We start from the raw sequence: 18,050 nt of genomic DNA, 5'->3' as shown, positions 1-18,050 counted from the left end.
GAATTTTATGAGGACTAAAGTCCTCACTACGAACCACGCTTGTAGTGTGGACTTTAGTCGGCAGAATTTTATGAGGACTAAAGTCCTCACTACGAACCAATTTTATGACTGTTGTTCGATCGCACACCATCTCAAGTTCAGTGGTTATACTTAGCCTGGACTGGACTTGCCCAGCAGTTTGCCACCAGCGAGCAAGTGAACTATCATAAAATTGTCAGAATGTTAAAAAATGTAAATATAGTAAGTGGAATGTGTGGGAATTTTCAACTGGATTAAACAGCCGACAGCAGGAAACCCTGACTGTTGCAAGCACGATCGGGAATTGCAAATTTTATGAGAAATTCAAGATGTGACCTTCAAGACTTGAAACGCCGCTTTTTTAGGTGGATTTCGCACGTACAGATGGCAACGCTAGTCGTGTTGGGGGTAGTTGCTTTCGCAGGTGCGATCGCCGCAGCCTGGTTTAGCGGTGAAGGTACAGTCAGCGGTATTTTTGCCACAATCAATACTTGGCAGCAAAACCCGCCTGTGTGGCTGCAAGTACCCGCTGCGAGCAAGATGTATTTGTTGGTGCCGACTTTCGCCCTGGTATCGGCTGCTTTAGCAGCCATGAAAATTTCGCCCCAGCCACAAAAATGGTCGCGGGCTGTGGTAGTTGGCATAGTTTTGGCTTTAACCATTCGCTACGTTTTGTGGCGATCGCTCGTTACGCTAAATTTAAGCGATCCGCTCAACGGTATATTTAGTTTGGGGCTGTTTTTCCTAGAAATGTTAATGGTGTTCACCAGCAGCATTCAACTGTATTTAATGCTGAGAATGAAAGACAGGCATCGAGAAGCCGATCGCATGGCAGTTGCAGTTGCAGAGGGAAACTTTACCCCAACAGTAGACATTTATATCCCAACTTACAACGAACCAATTTTTATTTTGAGGCGCACAGTCATCGGCTGTCAAGCTTTAGATTATCCCAACAAAAAAGTATATTTGCTCGACGATACAAAGCGCCCTGAAATCAAATTGCTAGCCCAAGAATTGGGATGCAAGTATATAACCAGACCCGATAACAGTCACGCCAAAGCAGGAAACATCAATCACGCCACAGCCCTAACAAATGGAGAACTAATTGTAGTTTTCGATGCCGACTTCATTCCCACAAAAAACTTTTTAACAAGAACAGTTGGCTTTTTTCAGAATCCCGAAATCGCCCTCGTCCAAACACCGCAAAGCTTTTACAACCACGATCCCATCGCCCGCAATTTAGGTTTAGAAAATTTGCTGGTGCCGGAAGAAGAAGTATTTTACAGGCAAATTGAAATCATCAAAGACAGTGCAGATAGCCTAGTTTGTGCTGGCACGTCTTTTGTGATGAGGCGAAGCGCGCTACAAACAGTGGGAGGCTTTGTCACCAATTCAATCTGTGAAGACTATTTTACAGGAATTAGGCTTTCAGCCACCGGATATCGCTTAGTTTATTTAGATGAAAAATTGAGTGCTGGTTTGGCTGCTGAAAATATAGAAGCCCATCTAACTCAAAGGCTGCGCTGGGCGCGAGGCACGCTTCAGGCATTTTTTATTGATTCCAATCCTTTAACGATTCGCGGCCTCAGATTCGTACAAAGGCTGTGTCACCTGGAAGGATTGCTGCACTGGTTTACCAGTTTGAGCAAGATTGTGTTTCTGTTGATGCCTTTAGCTTATTCGTTTCTGGGCGTACTTCCTTTGCGGACAAATCCGCGGGAATTGCTCTACTTTTTCCTGCCTTACTATTTGGTGCAAGTTACTGTGTTTTCTTGGCTGAACCGCAAATCGCGATCGGCTTTGCTGTCAGATGTTTACTCCTTCGTGCAGTGTATTCCTTTAGCGGTGACGGTGGTGAGCGCCATGCTCAATCCCTTTCAGAAAGGGTTTAAGGTGACGCCAAAAGGAATTGCGAGCGATCGCTTTAGTTTTAACTGGAATTTGGGATGGCCTTTAATTGTCTTGTTCGCAGCTACAGCATTCGGTTTGTTCCATAATTTAAACATTCATTTAGTTAAAAATATTGGCAGCTTGCAGGGAATACCAGCAAGCGCTGATTTGTTAAAAGGTGTGAGTGCGGGCTGGATTTGGAGCGCTTACAACCTGCTGATGCTGGGAATTGCGCTGCTAATTTTGGTGGATATTCCTAAGCCGGATATTTACGAATGGTTCAATTTGCGTAGAGTGGTGCAGTTGAATGTGGGCGGTGAAAGTTTTTGGGGAATAACTACAGTAATTTCGGAAAGTGGCGCTGAAGTTGCTCTGACACAGCGGCCGAGTTTTGCTGTGAAAGGTAAAGGCAGCAAACAGAGTTTTACCGCGGCAGAGATGTTGCCAAAATATGCCGTTGAGACAGGTTTATCGCAGGGTAAAATAAGAGCGATCGCTCGCAGCGTGGCAGTCAAAGTGAGGATGTCGCTAGCGCCGCCTGTGATTGAGTTGGACACCGAAGCCAGTTTTGGCAACCGTTTGATTGATTGCGACTCGGCGACTCTGGAAATTATGGAAGAGAAATGTTTGATTCCTGTGGCTAAGATTGAGTTGATTAGCGATAAATCTCGCTTGGGGTCTAGTTTTCAGGATACAGCAGGGTGCAGTGTTCCGGAATTTCCGACTGTGCGAATTGCGTTCGATCGCCTAAACATGAGCCAACACCGCTGTTTGATCGAAATGCTGTACTGTCGCCCCGGCCAGTGGAAGCGCCAGGAAACGCCCGGAGAATGGCATTCGCTGTGGCTGTTGTTGAGAATTGCTTTGAAGCCGAGGGCTATTTTTGAGAGAAACAGGCCGGTTAGGGCGATCGTAGTTTCGCAACTTTAGAGCTCATATCAAATCCGGTAGCATGGGAATTAATCTTACCATAAATCAGGACACGGCACTGCCGTGTTCCTACCACCCTCAATTGTCGAAAAACAATATTTCGATATCCGATCTATCATTTTTGCACAGCCCAAATTGATTGACAGAATATAAATGTTTTGATAACATAAGTTTAGCTATATTTGTAAAAATTCCTAACCTATGAAACTGAATTCATCTTTGTTTTATAAAGCGTTTTTGGTGACAAATTTGCTCCTAGCATCTGTCACTGCTTTCGGTATCGTTGCTCGAGCCGAGACAAGAAGCTCTACTAAAAATTATAAAGGTCAATGTAGTTTTTACGGACAAAATCAACGACAGGCACAAATGATCGGCTGCTCAATCAAGCAGAGTCTCACCCAAATTACAATTACCTGGGATGATGGATTCACAACTAATATAGTGTCTTCACCAGATGGTGTTTGGCAATCAATGCCATCTCGATCGCTCGCCGGAGTAACATTTTATGCCGGTAGCGGACAAGTATCTAGGGTTGAAATTTACGAAGGCCCAGGTAAAGGTATTCTTGTTGTCAATCCTCTTTGAACTAAGGCCAAAATAATCGGGTTTATTTTTTGTGGAACAGCATCTCCGGCCTGTTCGTAAAAGGCAAATAGTTTACAAGCCAGATATCGGCACAAATTCGTAACCGTAACTGGTGCGATTTCCAGGTTTAACAGTTACTAATTGAACTGCTCGATTGCGATCGCCCGACGGTAAAAATCGAATCGGGCCCGATGCTCCTGTTGCGGAAAAATCCGACGCCGATAAAGCTTGTTGAATGCCTGCACGAGTTGGATTGCGCCCTAAACCGACAATTAGCGCGATCGCCGCATCGTAGGCTAAAGCTGTGCGCCAACTTACTTCAGCGTCCCAAAGTTGTTTGGATGTTTGGGGAAAGTTGGACTGCGGATCTGCGAGAATGTGCCAAGGAACAGCCAGCACCATATCTGTTGCTCCCGCGCCACCAATTTGCAGTGTTTTAGCGCTGTAAGCGCCGTCTCCTGCTAGTAGCGGGAGCCGTTTAGCGTTGACTTGCACTACTTGCAAAGCTTGGTCGATCGTGGCAGAATTGGACGCTAACATAATGACTTCTGCTCCCTGGGCGATCGCACTTTTAAGACTCTCCGCTGCATTAAAATTGCCCTTAGCAAAGTCAAATTCCGATACTATTTGTCCGCCATCTCCGTAAACAGCAGTAGTAAATTCATCTTTTAAAGATTTGCTGTAACTGCTAGCAGAATTAAAAAATACAGCCGCTTTTTGCTTTGACAATTTTGTCAGCATATAGCGGGAAAGAGCATTCGCTGCAAACCTATCGCTCGGAACAGTCCTAAATATATTGCTGCCAACTCCTGAAAGCTGCACAGAGGTACTTGTCGGAGAAATTGCTACTAATTGATTTTGTTGGTAAACCTTGCTGGCTGCTAGGGTTGTGTCCGAACCAAAATGCCCGATTACTCCTAAAATTTCTGAGTTATTGGCGATCGCGCTGGCAATTTGCGAGGCAATCTCTGGGTTGTTATCGTCGTTAGCAATTAGCACTTTTAATGGAGTACCGTTAATGCCGCCTTTTTGGTTGATTTCATTTTGAGCTTGAGCGACTCCCCGCAGAATTTCTTGAGCGGCATTGATATCGGTGCCAATGGGAACCGCTGCGGCAATTGTGTAGGATTTGCGATCGCCGGTGCGGGCGTTATTGAGGTAAATTAGTGCTTCAGGATCGTTGCGATTGGTTTTCAGCGAAGCTTGTAAGTCGGTAATAGCTGCGTTGTAGTTGCCGGATGCGATCGCCTGTACTGCTGATTCTTTAGTTGTTGTTGATTTTTCTGAAATTAACAGTTTTTTTCCGGCACTCAGACGCTGCTGAATTTGCTGCTCTGACTGCGGGGAATTCCCTGTCGAGGGCTTAGAAAACGTCTGATTTTCGGGTGATAAACCTCCAGGAATGCCGCCGCGGCTTGTCAGCCACCAAATACCTGCACCGGCTAGCGCGATCGTAATTAGGAGCGATAATATCAGAACAGCGGTTTCGTTTTTTTGGGACATGGCTGCACAATTTTAGATTTAGTAAGAAGGAAGAAGGAAGAAGGAAGAGGGAAGAAGGAAGAGGGAAGAGGGAAGGAAGAAGGAAGAAGGCTATAACGGTTATGCGATTGGGTAAAAAGAGGGAAGAGGGAAGAGGCAGGAGGCAGAAAAACCAATCTAATTATATTTTGACATTTTTTTAATAATCTTAGATAGTCATAGAGAAATACCGAGTAACGGGGTTTGATGGACGAAAATACACAGGTTGCAGCCAGCCGAAATATTAAAAAAACTAAGGTGATGAGGCCTTGTCCGTGCGATCGCCAACAGCTATGATTATTTAACCAGAATCGATCGAAAAATACCAAAAACCAGGCTGTATCCACTGTCAGTTTGAAAAAGTGTGAGGCTCTAAACACTTTTGACTGCTTATCACAATTATTTATTAACAAACTATTTCTTAATTATATCTTTATTTTTGAATAAAATTCGACACTGAGGGAGTTATCCACGATCGAGGATTGTGCTGAAAGATTAAAGTTTTTTGAAGTTTAGCAAAAATCCTGAAATCTTTTGTAATATAAACAGGAAAGTTAAAAAATATCTAAAGACAAAGTAATTAGATAAAAGAGTCGCTAAGGTAGTAAGTATGACAGATTGTCAAAGAAAAACAGTGTTAAGCTCGGCTAAGCTCAGTCCAAGCGAAACCGCAATATTTAATTAAGCTCGATCGATAACAAAGGCTAAGGTAAAGTTCATGGCAAACTCAGTTTTAAATCGGCCAAACGCAGCAGCAGGAGTGCAGTGGCAGCCAAAAGATATTATCCGCGGCCTAGTGTGGAAAATTGCGATCGCAACCTGGCTGTTGATGGCAGTAGGCAGCGCCACGCGCGTGATGAATGCGGGGCTTGCTTGCCCCGACTGGCCGCTGTGCTACGGTCAATTAATACCCGCAGCGCAAATGAATTTGCAGGTATTTTTGGAGTGGTTTCACCGTTTGGATGCAGCAGCAATTGGCTTGAGCGCGATCGCCCTTTTGGGACTTTCTGTCTTCTACCGCAGCCGCCTGCCAAAATGGCTCCCTTGGGCGAGCGCAGGTGCAGTATTTCTAATAGTTTTTCAAGGCATATTGGGCGGCCTCACCGTGACGCAACTGCTGCGATTTGACATCGTTACTGCTCACTTGGGAGCGGCTTTACTGTTTTTTTGCGCCCTGCTAGCGATCGGTTTTATGCTGACTCCCTACGAAGCTACGGGCAATACAGGCAAATTAGCATGGGTAAGTTCGATCGCAGCACTGCTAGTTTACCTGCAAAGCTTGCTAGGAGCATTAGTAGGCTCGCGATGGGCGCTGCATCAATGTTTTGGTTCATCAGAATTGTGTTCTGTAATGAACAGCCACATCGCAGGTATAGTACCCGCTACCGCAGCAACTTTAGCAGTAGCAGTCATGGCTTGGCGACAACCAGCACTCCATTCAAACTTGCGAAAATTAGGGAATTTAGCGAGTGTTTGTCTGATTGCTCAATTAGTTTTGGGATTGGCAACTTTCCGGCTGCACCTTCAGGTAGAACCGCTGACAGTCGCCCACCAAGCAGTCGGCGCAGCACTGCTGGGAACTCTGCTAGCTTTTAGTGTTTTGTCGTGGCGCGATCGGGTTTTATCAGCTTGATAGGGGCGCGTTAATTAATCGGCGGTTGAAACCGCAAAGCGAGTCAAACGAAGTCCGCCGACGCTGACTGAATGACCAATGACAACTAACAACTAATAATTAATCACAAATGCAAGAAGTTCTTACAAACAATAGCCCTCGCCTCCACGAAAACTTTTCGCAAGTAGTGAAAAGTTACTACCAACTAACAAAACCGAGAATTATTCTGCTGCTGCTAATCACCACATCAGCAGGAATGTGGATGGCCGCCAAAGGAGAAGTCGATCCGCTATTACTGGTATCAACTATTACTGGAGGTGCTTTGGCTTCGGCGTCGGCTAATACGATTAATTGCGTCTACGACAGCGACATTGACTATATCATGGAGCGCACCCGGTGGCGGCCGATTCCTTCCGGGCGGGTTAAGAAGCGGGATGCTTTGATATTTGCGATCGGCCTAGCGACAATCTCCTTTACATTGCTGACAGTTGTCGCCAACTTATTAGCCGCCTTGCTAGCAATGTCGGGCATAGTTTTCTACGTCCTAATTTACACCCACTGGCTGAAGCGCCACAGCGTGCAAAATATAGTAATTGGCGGTGCAGCAGGGGCGATTCCCCCGCTAGTTGGGTGGGCTGCGGTGACGGGAGATTTGAGTTGGGGTGCGTGGCTGCTGTTTGGGATTATATTCCTGTGGACACCGCCGCATTTTTGGGCGTTAGCAATGATGATTCGCGACGAATACAAGGAAGTAGGCGTCCCGATGTTGCCGGTAATTGAGGGCGACGAAGAGACAGCCCGCCAAATTTGGATTTACACGTTATTGATGCTTCCAGCAACTTTGCTGTTTGTTTATCCGCTGAATTTAGCAGGCCCGGTGTATGCGGGAACAGCTATTTTTCTCGGTGCTATTTTTGCCCAAAAGGCTTGGTTGCTGTTGCAGGCGCCAGAAGATAAGACTGTTGCGCGATCGCTCTTTAAATACTCTATTCTGTATCTGATGCTCTTGTGCGCCGGAATAGTTGTTGATAGTTTGCCCGTAACTCACAACTTTACTACTGCTGTTGTGCAAAATGTACACACTTTAATTAGTGCGGTTGTGATGTAGTCTTCTGTTAAATTGCAATTGTCAAAATGAAGCCCGCACCTTGCGGGTTTTGTTTATGGTAAAATAGCAGTAGTCATTCTCCCATCTGCGTTAATCTGCTTTAATTTGCGGTAAAAAAAAGAGTAAATGAACAGGAAAGAAATCATTAAACTAAATGCTGACTATTGTAGCCACCCGCGTGTAAAATTAAAATAGGAGGAAAGTTCAGATGGCTGAGAATACCGTGAAAGTAGACATCTCATTCCAATCACTGCTGGAAGCTATTTCATCACTGGGAATTGCTGAAAGATACAAGATATGGGAATTTTTGGAAGCTGAATTATTCCCGAATGAGGAAGATTCTCCAGAAGACATTGCCGAAATTAAAGCTGCCCGTGCTGATTACGAAGCTGGAGATTACACAACTTTCGATCGATACATGGCCGGGCGGGCAAATAAATCGACATGACTTACACTATCCTTGATGAACCTTTAAAGACACAGTTAATTTTAGAATTTTAACTATACTCATAATAGATGAAAATCATAGAGAGGCGAATTGGTTATGAACTGGAAAGCACACATTCATTCAAATCCTAAAATTCTGCTTGGTAAGCCTGTAATTAAGGGAACACGACTATCTGTGGAGTTTATTCTAGGGTTATTTTCAGAAGGTTGGACGGAGCAACAAGTGATCGAAAACTACCCAACGCTTAATGCTGAATCTTTACAAGCTGTGTTTGCTTTCGCTGCGGAGAATCCCAATGAAAGTTAAATACGATGCAGAAGCAGACATTCTGATTTTTATCTTACGTGATGCGTTTCCAGTTAATGCTATTTCTGAACCTGGAGGCGTGATTGTCAGTTATGACGAAACTGAGGAACCAGTTAGCATCGAATTTCTCAATGCCTCCAAACGTCAACTGTTTAATCCTCAAGAGCTCATACTAACGATCGCAACTTAGTTGATGCGCTTTATCGAGGTGGCACGGCAATATTGTCAGCTTAATAAGTGAGGATACTATGATGACGTTACACGAGTATGATGTTGTTGCCTTGACCGAAGAAATTCACGCAATCCATAAAGACACCTCTGGGCCAATTTTGCTCCGGCCCGGACAAGTTGGCACTATTCTGATGAGCTTTGACGATCGCGCTTATCTAGTAGATTTTGCCGATGCTCAAGGCAATACCTATGCAATGGAAACCGTTCCCTCAGAAAAACTCATGCAACTCGTTTATGAGCCACTTCCTGTTTACGCCTAGCCTACAAATAATACTTTACAGAGTATTGAGCTGGAAATGGCGATCGACGAATTAGATCGAGGTGTGAGTTTCGAGCGGTAAATGAGGTAAGCTAGAGATACAGGTTTCAAACAAAATCATGACTGAACTCCTTCAACAGGCGATCGCCCAAATCCAAAAACTCCCACCCGATCGGCAAGATGCGATCGCGGCTCGGTTTTTGGCAGAGTTGCAGGACGAGCAAAAATGGGAAACTCGTTTTGCTGACACGACAGACGATCAATGGGATCAGATGGCTGCAATGGTACGTCAAGAAATTGCGGGAGGAGAAACGGTTCCACTTGATGAGGTTTTCCCAACACAAAAATGAAATCAAGTGTTACAAAGTCATTTCGCACGCGGCTAGAGAGTCTTCCTGCATCAGTTCAGGAACAAGCCGATAAAGCTTATGCCCTTTGGCAGGATGATCCTTATCATCCAAGTCTTCAGTTCAAGCGAGTCAGTCAGAAGCAACCGATTTATTCTGCTCGTATCAGTATCAATTATCGTGTTTTAGGTTTATTGGAAGCCGATCGTATTTACTGGTACTGGATTGGTGCACACGACGAGTACGATGAATTGCTGAAACGGATGTAGTTTAAGGCGATCGAATTCGTCAGCGCCCGTTACCGTAGATGGCGATCGCAGAATTATATCGTGGTGTGAGTTTGGGGATAGAGAAGTTGTAACACTGTAATTTTCAGGAGTTCTGTAAAACTCTGCGGATATTACGCAGGTGATAGAGTAAAACAAAAACAGTGGTTCTAAAGTCCTTGGAGTTTACATATGTCAATGGATCGCCTGCCTCAAGTTGAAAAGAGTTTAACCCGTTTTCGTAAACAATTAGACGGTAAAGAAAATGCCTTGACATCAGCTAGGTCAGAGGATTGGGCGACAATCAAACTGCAAATTGACGACCTGAAAGTTGAGATGCGCCCGTTTGAAATTGAATATTGGCAGATTTTGGTAGAGCGATCAGCAATGTTTGAGATTACGGATTCAGAAGCAGAGAAGGTGATCGTAGAGATTGTGGAGCGGGTCGAACCTCTACAACATAATCCACAATACTCACCTGAAATTCTGGATTTGTTGCAAAAGATTTATGCTGAAGTCAGTAAACCCGGAACACCTGCGGCTGCCAAACTCAAAGGGATGCTCTCATTACTGCCACCATTTGTGAACCTATCCTACGAGGCCGAAATTGATACAGAAAATTTTCTGCAAACATATTTCCCCACCTTCAGAGGATGGTCTAGGGTACTAGCAAAAAAGTAATAGCCTCTTCGCTACCAAGCGATTCGGGGCAACCAGAGGGACATCAACTCACTTCTAGTGCCATACTTAATTTTTCTCGTCCGAACACTAATCTGTTCAGAGGGCGCGAGTCTGAACTTACAATACTTAAGCAGTGGCTCGATGATACTTCTATTCGTCTCATTACCATTACTGCTGCTGGGGGTTATGGTAAATCTACTCTGGCATCAAAATTATATGAGGAAGCACTGGGATTTAACCATCAATTTTGGATCTACTTTGACCTACCGTATCGTTTTGGAAAATGGGGCAGGTGGATACTAGCACAATTAGGACAGGAGTTTGATGAGCGCTTGCCAGATGAGCAGTTGAGCGTGGCTTTGGTGAACCGTTTGAGCCAGGGACACTTTTTTCTGGTGTTAGACAATCTGGAAACATTGTTGAAGGATGAGACGCGGTGGCAACCCTATAGATTTTTTTTGCAAGCACTGTGTGATAGCAGTGGCCATAGTCGAGTGCTAATCACCAGTCGAATCAAGCCGGAGGGCTTGCCTTGGCTATCAGAAGAAATGGATATCAAAGGATTATCAGAGGAAGCTGCCCTTGACTTTCTGGACGCAATGAAAGTGCAAGGAACACATACCGATTTGAAGCAGTTTGTGACTCTAACGGGCTGTCATCCACTGTTGCTTAAGCTGACAGTGGAATGGTTACGAAAGAAGCGGGGAAAGTCCGCAAATGTGGCATTTATTTTGGGTCAACAGGATATTAATTTATTCAGAGATATCGTTGGGAATCATCAAGGCGACCCAGAGGTGAGTATTGGCAAGGTGCTAGAGCAGTCAGTGAGTCTGTTACCGCTTTCATTGCAGCAGCTTTGGCAGGATTTGAGCGTATATCGACGATCGTTTGGGTTGGCGCAGGCAAAGGCGATGCAACCGGAGGCAACAGAGGAGAATTTGCGGGAGCTAGCTCGGTATGCGCTATTGCAAGAAGAGCCAACTGAGAAATCATGGGAGTTCTCGTTTTTACCGTTGCTGCAAAGGTTTGCTCAAGAGCGATCAGGGGAACAAACGGGCAAACACAAACGTGCCATTGCTTACTACATTGAAATAGCCAAGCCTAAACCTTGGACAACACTGGAAGACATTATTTCTTATTTGGAAGTTTTCTATCACTACTATACTCTAAACGACTATAGTTCAGCCTTTAAGGTTTTATATGGCTGCAATGAGTTCTTGTACACACGTAGTTACAACATCATCAGAGTTGAATTATACGAACCACTGCTACAAAAGTGGATGCCTACTGCTAGGCATCAAGAAAAGGCGGATATAGGAAGGGCTTTGACTTGTTTAGGGAATGCGAACCATGCTCTAGGTGAGTATTGCAAAGCCATTGAATATCATGAGCTTTGTCGGATTGCATTTCGAGAAATTGGCGATCAAGGAGGTGAGTCTACTGCGCTGACACATCTTGGCAATGCTTATCAAGCCACCGGGCAATATGAACAGGCGATTAATTGTTACCAGGAAGCGCTAGAACTTGCGAGAGAAATTGACGAACCTTATGGACAAGCCAATGCCTTGGGTAACATGGGCAATGTCCATCAGGCTTTAGGAAAATACCAGCAAGCAATCCAATGTCATCAACAATCTCTAGAAATTAAGCAAAAGCTGGGTAAACGGTTTGACGAAGGATATTCCCTTGGTGGACTGGGAAATTCTTATCAAGCTCTAGGATATTACCAAGAAGCAATTGAATATCATCGAAAATGGCTGGAAATTGCTAGAGAAATTGGAGATCGTAGAGGAGAAGCTTATTCATTAGGAGGGCTTGCTAACGCATATCAAGCATTGGGACAATACGAGAAATCAATTAAATATCATCAACAGGCTTTGCAGATTGTGCAAGAAGTTCATGATCGTCAGGGCATAGTCTATGCCCTCATGGGTTTGAGTGATGCTTACCAATCTCTAAAAAACTACCAACAGGCAATTGAATTTCTCAAACAATATTTAGAAATTACTCAAGCTATTAAAGATCGCCTCGGCGAAGCCCGTGCCTGGTTTAACTCAGGGCATATTTTAGTCAAGCTTCGTCGATCTACCAATGCAATTGCTGCATACACTCATGCCTGTGAGCTGTTTCAGGCGACGGGGTTGGAACAGCAAGCGTGGGAGTGTAAAGAAGCCATAAAGAGAATTAAGGGTGTGAAGCCGTAACGTATCGCGAGGCTGTACGCGAATGCAATTAATCTCTCACTGTGAAAACCCTGCGTTACTATTGGAGCTAGAAGCCATCATTCTAAGAGCCACTGAACCTCCGTACAACGTTCAAATTCCAACCCAAAGGTGAATGCCATGCAAGCCAAACTTCAAGAACAACTTTCTCCTGCTGATGCCGAAGTTATTTTGGGACGTTTGCCAGAACGAATTAAAGTGGCTTTGATCGCGCGTGCTGCGGAAATTGAATATCCGATCGCAGCGGTGATCGAAATGGCGATCGCCAGTTTTCTCGACACAGAAGCATTAGGTTTCGTAGATTGCAAACCAGGACGCGGACAGTAAAACCGATAAGTCGCAGGCGATCGAGTTTTTGATAAGGTGAAAGCCCGATCGCTAAAATGATAAATAGATGTTACTGCCAAGATAACCATGACCACCATTAACATCGGCTTTTGTGCACAAACCTGGGAAGAATACCATGCCCTCATCGCCAAGCGTCAGGCCGAAACCCTGACTCCCGAAGAACACGAACAATTGATCCAAATGAGCGATCGCCTTGAACAACTCAACGTTACCCGCATTCAAGCCTTAATTCAACTCGCAACCTTCCGCAACCAACCTCTGACAGACCTCATGCAGACCCTTGGCATCAATCCTCATCCCGATATCGTTGATTATTCAGTATCGATGCTAGATGAGGGTAAACCTTTGCCAAAGACGCAATTATTCGATCGATCTCTACAACACCCATGAAGAAATCTAAGCACAAAAAGTATATCTACTCAATAACTTATTGATACAATGGTATGAAGTACCACAGAAATCGGGAGAGTTTCCCATGCCAAATCCATTTTTGGGAATGAATCCCTACCTCGAACAACCAGAGTATTGGTCGGATTTCCACAATCAATTGGTTGCAGCAATTGCTCGATCGTTAGTCCCCAGACTCGTTCCAAAATATCGCGTGGTAACGGATAAATGGGTGTATAAAATCGCAGGTTCGACAGCAATTGCAATTGGTAGACCAGATGTTGGCGTGCAGCAGAACCGAAGAAATACACCAGCGAATACAAACCCTCTTGAAGGATCTATTGCTGTTTGCCCACTGCCCGAACCCGTTAAAGTAACAGTTCCAGTGTTCCAAGAAATTCAGCAATCCTATATCGAAGTCAAAGATGCTGCAACTCAAGAAGTGGTGACGGCGATCGAAGTGCTTTCGCCTGCGAATAAATACGGAGATGGTCGTAAAAAATATATCGCAAAACGACAGAAAATTTTAGAGAGCCTCACCCATTTGGTTGAAATTGACTTGCTGCGCGAAGGTATTCCCTTGCCTATAGAAACTGGCGATATTCAGAGTCACTATCGCATCCTGATTAGCCGATCGCAAACTCGTCCAATCTCCGATTTGTATCCCTTTAACTTGGGCGATCGCATTCCGGCATTTTTGTTGCCTTTGCGATCGGAAGATTCAGAACCGATATTGGACTTGCAATCGCTGGTTGACGAACTGTACGAGCAATTGGGATACGATTATTTCATCGATTACAACAGCAATCCACCATCCCCTTGGTTAAAATCAGAGATGACGGACGTTTTGTCAATCGATGGGCGATCGTGAATGTGTGCTACCAAGCTGATATTGTCTAAAATCTTGGTCAAGGCGAAAAGCTATGCGATCGCATATCCAGTATACTCTCGGACTTCCGGTGGATGGAAAGCAAGAACAATGTGGTCTTTGGGTACGCCAGCCGCAACGAGTTCGTCAGTGATGCCGTCTTCAATGCCATCATAATGAATCCAAATTTTGTCATTGCGAATTTCAGCGTGAACCACAGTACCATGAACTCGCAGATGATTTTCCCAACCTTCATGTATCAGCATAAAATGATTGCGATCGCGGCTGACAACCAAATAGGTAATCACATCTCCATAAGTGTAAGGAATATCCGCATAATATTGAAGAATTTGCTCCAACGTTTCACGCCATTGATCTAGGGGTTGATTTGCGGTTGCCATTGGATAATCTCCTCCGTGTTTGAGTCAAAAACTATCATCCGAAAACCTGGTTCTTCTAGCAGCAATTGCCCAGCTTCTTCTTTAAACAACTTCTCAAAAGTGTTGCGATTAACCGCGAGGTAAAGACGACGAGCCGGCTCCCGTCTTTGCAGTGTTCGGGCGTACATAAAGAACTGCCCCCAAGCATTTTCGAGGTCATGAATGGGCGAAGCTCCCAGAAAGCTTTTGATCTCGATCGCAATTTTTTCAGACCCTCGTTCAGCCGCAATTAGTTTCTGCGCTCCCAAATCGACAAAAACCGATCGGGCTCCAATTTTGAGAATAAGCGGGTCATGGGTAATTGTCCAACCGTCTTTGATAAGGGCGGTGCAGACAGTATCGTGATAAAGGTCTTTGGCAGGCATAAGGGCTGTTCTGTTTAGGTTCCCTGTATATCTATCGTATACGACGCAAGTTCCGAATTATTTTAAGTTGACTCAGATTCTAAGAAACCGGGTTTTTACGAAATCTGCGGGCTGCAACGAAATATTATCGTAAAAAACCCGGTTTCTGGACACCCAATTAATTCGATTGAATCTGTGCGTTCAAAACCTTAGAAATTCGATCGCGCGTTTCCTCCAAATGAGACTGCGTATAAGCATCCGCATTCTTGTCCAAGTTGCGAATACTCTTGCTCAAATCCTCCCGCAACTGCCGCAACTCGTACCACGCCAGAGTCCGCGCATCCTCAGGAACACTGGTTTTTCGCAGCACCATTCTGATTAAAATTGCCAAATGTTCCCGCTGCAACGATCGCCGAAAAGTCGAAATTTGCATCTTCTTTTCCGGCTGCAAAACCTCTTTCCAAATATCCTTTTGCAAAGTATCGAACAATTCTGGCAATTTCAAAGCGCTTTCCGAGGCAGATTTTAACTCCGCATCCCGCAGCCTAGTCAGGCGCACCGGAGATAGCAAAACTCGCAGCACAAATCGCTGCATAAAAGTAATTCGATCGCCGATCGGGTAATCTAGAGGAAACACCAAAGCCGGACTTCCCCAGTGCTCCCAGCGCGCCGGCGCTAATTTATTCAGCAAATCCGGGGCAAAACTAAACGCATCGGTTGCAAATACGTACTTGTCCAGTGTAGCCAAAGCTTCTCGCTGCTGCGCCAGGGCGATCGGCACAAACGGCAATTTCGCATTAATATCTCCCGGGCGAATCCGACTAAACGACTGTCCGCCCACGTACAAAGTAGCATTCATCACCTGCTGAAAATAATACCCGAACACCGAATCAAACATCACCCGCAGTTCGTTATAACCGTCTTCCCCAACCGGAATTCGCTTTTCTAAACGCTTCCACATTGCCTTAGCATTATCCAATTGCCATTGCGAGTACCTCAGCATATTGTTACTGAGATCGAAAGTATTCGCAGCGGGATCGAGATTGTCAACAGCATCCTCATCCGGCGCATAAGCTAATTGCGGTTCCCCCGCGCGACTGGCAATTTGTTGCAGCGCTGGTAAGTCGCTGTTGGGGTTGGCGCCGCCAAGAACTTTGTAACCGTACTCGATCGCCCAATCGTCATAAGGCCCTACAATGGTTGGATAATAATCGCCCTGTACAGTTCCCGGAGGTGCCAAATTAATCGGCACATAATCCATCACCGACGCCACCATACCTTGCGCGCGAGTTACCTCAGTATTGTTCAAATCCTCCGATTTTAGCATCGTACTGCCGTGAAAATTGTGCCTCAAACCGAGAGTGTGACCGACTTCGTGCGCCGTCAAATTTCGGATGTAATCATTAACATAATTCTCGATCGCCCGACTGCTAGGCGCTGCATTGTCCGACAGATCCATCGACATTGCCCCAATTGCAAATTGCCGGCTCGATTCCAACCCAAAACACATATCCGAACTCGAAATCAAGCGCGACAAAGGATCTCGCTTTTGCTCTCGGTACCTTTCCACCAAAGTGGGCAAATCATCAGCAATTCCACCTTGAGAATTTTCCCCGCTGTTTTTTCCTAAATCCCCATTTTCGAGCATCGGCAAATAGCGAGAATACATCCCGAACTGACAGGGATTGGTATTAGAGCCGTTGCGGCCTTGAAAACTCCTCGCTAGCGATCGATTTTGTTCCACCAAAGACCGATATCCCTGTTTGATTAGCCGGACAATATTAGCATCCAACAAAATATCAGCATCCAAAATTTCCCCAGTCAGCGGGTTAGTGCGAGACGGCCCGAGTCCGGCAAAATCTGACTCAAAAGAACTCGACCACCTAATAGTATTGTAGCGGACATCAGCCGGATCCCATTTAGCATTGTCCGGCATTTGTTTGACCTGAATAGCCTCAGTAAAACCCGCCTTTTCAAAAGCTTTGTTCCACTCCAAAATGCCCTCGCGAATTGCATTTCGGTATTCGAGAGGGACATTGTTTTCAATCCAAAAGACGATCGGCTGCACTGGTGGGGACATCGGCGCCGTCGGGATTTGCTTTTGCAAATGCCAGCGATTGATATAGCGCACAAAAGGCTGCCGGCTGCTTTTGTCCGAAAAGTCTTTATATGCTGTCAGAAAATAGCCCACACGCTCATCTGCAAGTCTGGGGCGGTAGCCGTTATTGAGCGGCACTTCCGAGAAACTGTAGTGAATGCGGAGGTTAAAAGCCCGACTGTCAGGAATCGAAGGTAAATAGTTAACTGCACTGTCATTATCGCTGGAAAAACCGTAAATAGAAGCAATCTCGACATTCAGCGGAAACGCTTTCACATCTTTAAAATAAGATTTCTCTTCATCGATCGAGTAAGCAGCGCCCAAAATCGCCGGTAAAATCGCTTTAACCCCCGGTAAATCGCGCTTTTCGCTCATCAGCAAATCGCCTAAGTCGATCAGCAGAGTTTGCCTTTGCGGATGAAGGCTTTTGAGCGGCAAAGAATAGAGAATCGACTCGCTAAAAGCCCTTGCCACCGAACCCGCTTGCGGGTCGCCCGGACGGGTGCGAAAATTGATATTCGGTATGACAAACTGCACGTTATTTTGGACTCGCCGCAGTTGAAACAAGAAATCGCCGATCGGCAATCCGCTCAAAATTCCCCCTTCCCCCAAACCCGATGCCAATGTCACGAAACACAGAAACTTTTTATCGAGTTGTTGCGGTTTAATTTCCAGATAAACTTTATTAGTTGCTGGATTGCGGTAAAGGGTAAACAATCCTTCAAATTTTTGCGCGTCTTTGACAACTTGCTCGAAGGGTTGCAAAGGTTGCTGTTCAGTGCTGGGCGGCGGAGTTGATAAAGCAAAAGGTAAAAATAAACCTTTATACAAACTAAACAGGAAAAATGCTAGAGATAATATGAAAAATATCAAAGGCAGATTTTTTCGGGATTTTTTGATATTCTGTTGATTGTGGCTATTTTTAGGAAATATCAATTTTTTCATGTTTAGTATCCACCCGCAGGAAAGAATAGTTTTGAGATTGTGGCGTCCCACTCGCAACGCTTTGAATTACATGAGTTATGAGTTAAATGAGAATCGAGGTTTGTAGTGAGGACTTTAGTCCTCGGATTTTGATAAGGACTAAAGTCCTCACTACAAACCTATTTCAGTGTGGTTTGTAGTGAGGACTTTAGTCCTC

At 45.0% G+C, this 18,050-nt stretch carries 19 protein-coding genes; 14 read left to right on the top strand and 5 right to left on the bottom strand.

The window, feature by feature from the left end; translation table 11 throughout:
* The first annotated feature begins 333 nt into the window (after positions 1–333).
* Positions 334–2,838: a cellulose synthase catalytic subunit gene (locus JGK39_RS26365; RefSeq protein WP_293259576.1), complete on the top strand. Its 2,505-nt coding sequence runs from the start codon at positions 334–336 to the stop codon at positions 2,836–2,838.
* 201 nt (positions 2,839–3,039) lie between these two features.
* On the top strand, positions 3,040–3,423 hold the full coding sequence (locus tag JGK39_RS26360) for a hypothetical protein (protein ID WP_293259574.1): 384 nt from the start codon (positions 3,040–3,042) through the stop codon (positions 3,421–3,423).
* A gap of 72 nt (positions 3,424–3,495) precedes the next feature.
* On the opposite strand, the gene JGK39_RS26355 is transcribed toward JGK39_RS26360, so the two are convergent.
* Complete coding sequence (locus JGK39_RS26355; RefSeq protein WP_293297887.1) at positions 3,496–4,926, bottom strand: ABC transporter substrate-binding protein; 1,431 nt, start codon at positions 4,924–4,926, stop codon at positions 3,496–3,498.
* Positions 4,927–5,662: 736 nt separating this feature from the next.
* Here JGK39_RS26355 and JGK39_RS26350 point away from each other — a divergent pair.
* The 7 genes from JGK39_RS26350 to JGK39_RS26320 all read left to right on the top strand — a co-directional run bounded on the left by JGK39_RS26350 (position 5,663) and on the right by JGK39_RS26320 (position 9,258).
* A complete protein-coding gene (locus JGK39_RS26350; RefSeq protein WP_293259572.1) occupies positions 5,663–6,577 on the top strand; it encodes a heme A synthase in 915 nt (304 codons plus the stop codon).
* A 109-nt stretch (positions 6,578–6,686) separates the two neighbouring features.
* Positions 6,687–7,664, top strand: a complete 978-nt coding sequence (locus JGK39_RS26345) for a heme o synthase (RefSeq protein ID WP_293259570.1) — start codon at positions 6,687–6,689, stop codon at positions 7,662–7,664.
* Positions 7,665–7,872: 208 nt separating this feature from the next.
* Positions 7,873–8,112 carry a hypothetical protein gene (locus JGK39_RS26340; RefSeq protein ID WP_293259568.1) on the top strand — a complete coding sequence of 80 codons (240 nt, stop codon included), beginning with the start codon at positions 7,873–7,875 and terminating at the stop codon, positions 8,110–8,112.
* Between the two features lie 96 nt (positions 8,113–8,208).
* Positions 8,209–8,418: a DUF433 domain-containing protein gene (locus tag JGK39_RS26335; protein WP_293259566.1), complete on the top strand. Its 210-nt coding sequence runs from the start codon at positions 8,209–8,211 to the stop codon at positions 8,416–8,418.
* Positions 8,408–8,608: a DUF2283 domain-containing protein gene (locus JGK39_RS26330; protein WP_293259563.1), complete on the top strand. Its 201-nt coding sequence runs from the start codon at positions 8,408–8,410 to the stop codon at positions 8,606–8,608. The genes JGK39_RS26335 and JGK39_RS26330 overlap by 11 nt, the downstream gene beginning before the upstream one ends.
* A 58-nt stretch (positions 8,609–8,666) precedes the next feature.
* Positions 8,667–8,909 carry a DUF4926 domain-containing protein gene (locus tag JGK39_RS26325; RefSeq protein WP_293297891.1) on the top strand — a complete coding sequence of 81 codons (243 nt, stop codon included), beginning with the start codon at positions 8,667–8,669 and terminating at the stop codon, positions 8,907–8,909.
* 118 nt (positions 8,910–9,027) lie between these two features.
* Entirely contained in the window at positions 9,028–9,258 is a 231-nt protein-coding gene (locus JGK39_RS26320) for a hypothetical protein (RefSeq protein ID WP_293208071.1), read from the top strand.
* A gap of 188 nt (positions 9,259–9,446) precedes the next feature.
* On the opposite strand, the gene JGK39_RS26315 is transcribed toward JGK39_RS26320, so the two are convergent.
* The gene (locus JGK39_RS26315; protein ID WP_293297894.1) at positions 9,447–9,680 is read right to left on the bottom strand and encodes a hypothetical protein; all 234 of its coding nucleotides are present in this window, start codon (positions 9,678–9,680) and stop codon (positions 9,447–9,449) included.
* Positions 9,681–9,719: 39 nt separating this feature from the next.
* Here JGK39_RS26315 and JGK39_RS26310 point away from each other — a divergent pair, with 39 nt between their 5' ends.
* From JGK39_RS26310 to JGK39_RS26290, 5 genes are all read left to right on the top strand, one after another.
* Entirely contained in the window at positions 9,720–10,202 is a 483-nt protein-coding gene (locus tag JGK39_RS26310) for a hypothetical protein (protein WP_293297897.1), read from the top strand.
* A complete protein-coding gene (locus JGK39_RS26305; protein WP_366516006.1) occupies positions 10,202–12,406 on the top strand; it encodes a tetratricopeptide repeat protein in 2,205 nt (734 codons plus the stop codon). Before JGK39_RS26310 ends, JGK39_RS26305 begins: the two co-directional genes overlap by 1 nt.
* Before the next feature lie 138 nt (positions 12,407–12,544).
* Entirely contained in the window at positions 12,545–12,751 is a 207-nt protein-coding gene (locus tag JGK39_RS26300; protein ID WP_293297900.1) for a hypothetical protein, read from the top strand.
* A gap of 87 nt (positions 12,752–12,838) precedes the next feature.
* Positions 12,839–13,162 carry a hypothetical protein gene (locus tag JGK39_RS26295; RefSeq protein ID WP_293259548.1) on the top strand — a complete coding sequence of 108 codons (324 nt, stop codon included), beginning with the start codon at positions 12,839–12,841 and terminating at the stop codon, positions 13,160–13,162.
* A gap of 85 nt (positions 13,163–13,247) precedes the next feature.
* Positions 13,248–14,030, top strand: a complete 783-nt coding sequence (locus tag JGK39_RS26290) for a DUF4058 family protein (RefSeq protein WP_293259545.1) — start codon at positions 13,248–13,250, stop codon at positions 14,028–14,030.
* A gap of 50 nt (positions 14,031–14,080) precedes the next feature.
* On the opposite strand, the gene JGK39_RS26285 is transcribed toward JGK39_RS26290, so the two are convergent.
* From JGK39_RS26285 to JGK39_RS26275, 3 genes are all read right to left on the bottom strand, one after another.
* A complete protein-coding gene (locus tag JGK39_RS26285) occupies positions 14,081–14,428 on the bottom strand; it encodes a XisI protein (protein ID WP_293259542.1) in 348 nt (115 codons plus the stop codon).
* Positions 14,404–14,832, bottom strand: a complete 429-nt coding sequence (locus JGK39_RS26280; RefSeq protein ID WP_293259539.1) for an element excision factor XisH family protein — start codon at positions 14,830–14,832, stop codon at positions 14,404–14,406. The genes JGK39_RS26285 and JGK39_RS26280 overlap by 25 nt, the downstream gene beginning before the upstream one ends.
* Before the next feature lie 157 nt (positions 14,833–14,989).
* A complete protein-coding gene (locus JGK39_RS26275; RefSeq protein ID WP_293297903.1) occupies positions 14,990–17,854 on the bottom strand; it encodes a zinc-dependent metalloprotease in 2,865 nt (954 codons plus the stop codon).
* Between the last annotated feature and the right edge of the window lie 196 nt (positions 17,855–18,050).

Source organism: Microcoleus sp. PH2017_12_PCY_D_A, assembly GCF_020738565.1.
Taxonomy (GTDB): Bacteria; Cyanobacteriota; Cyanobacteriia; order Cyanobacteriales; family Microcoleaceae; genus Microcoleus.
The sequence above is the reverse complement of the archived record's forward strand: the minus strand, read 5'-3'. Positions and strand labels throughout refer to the sequence as shown.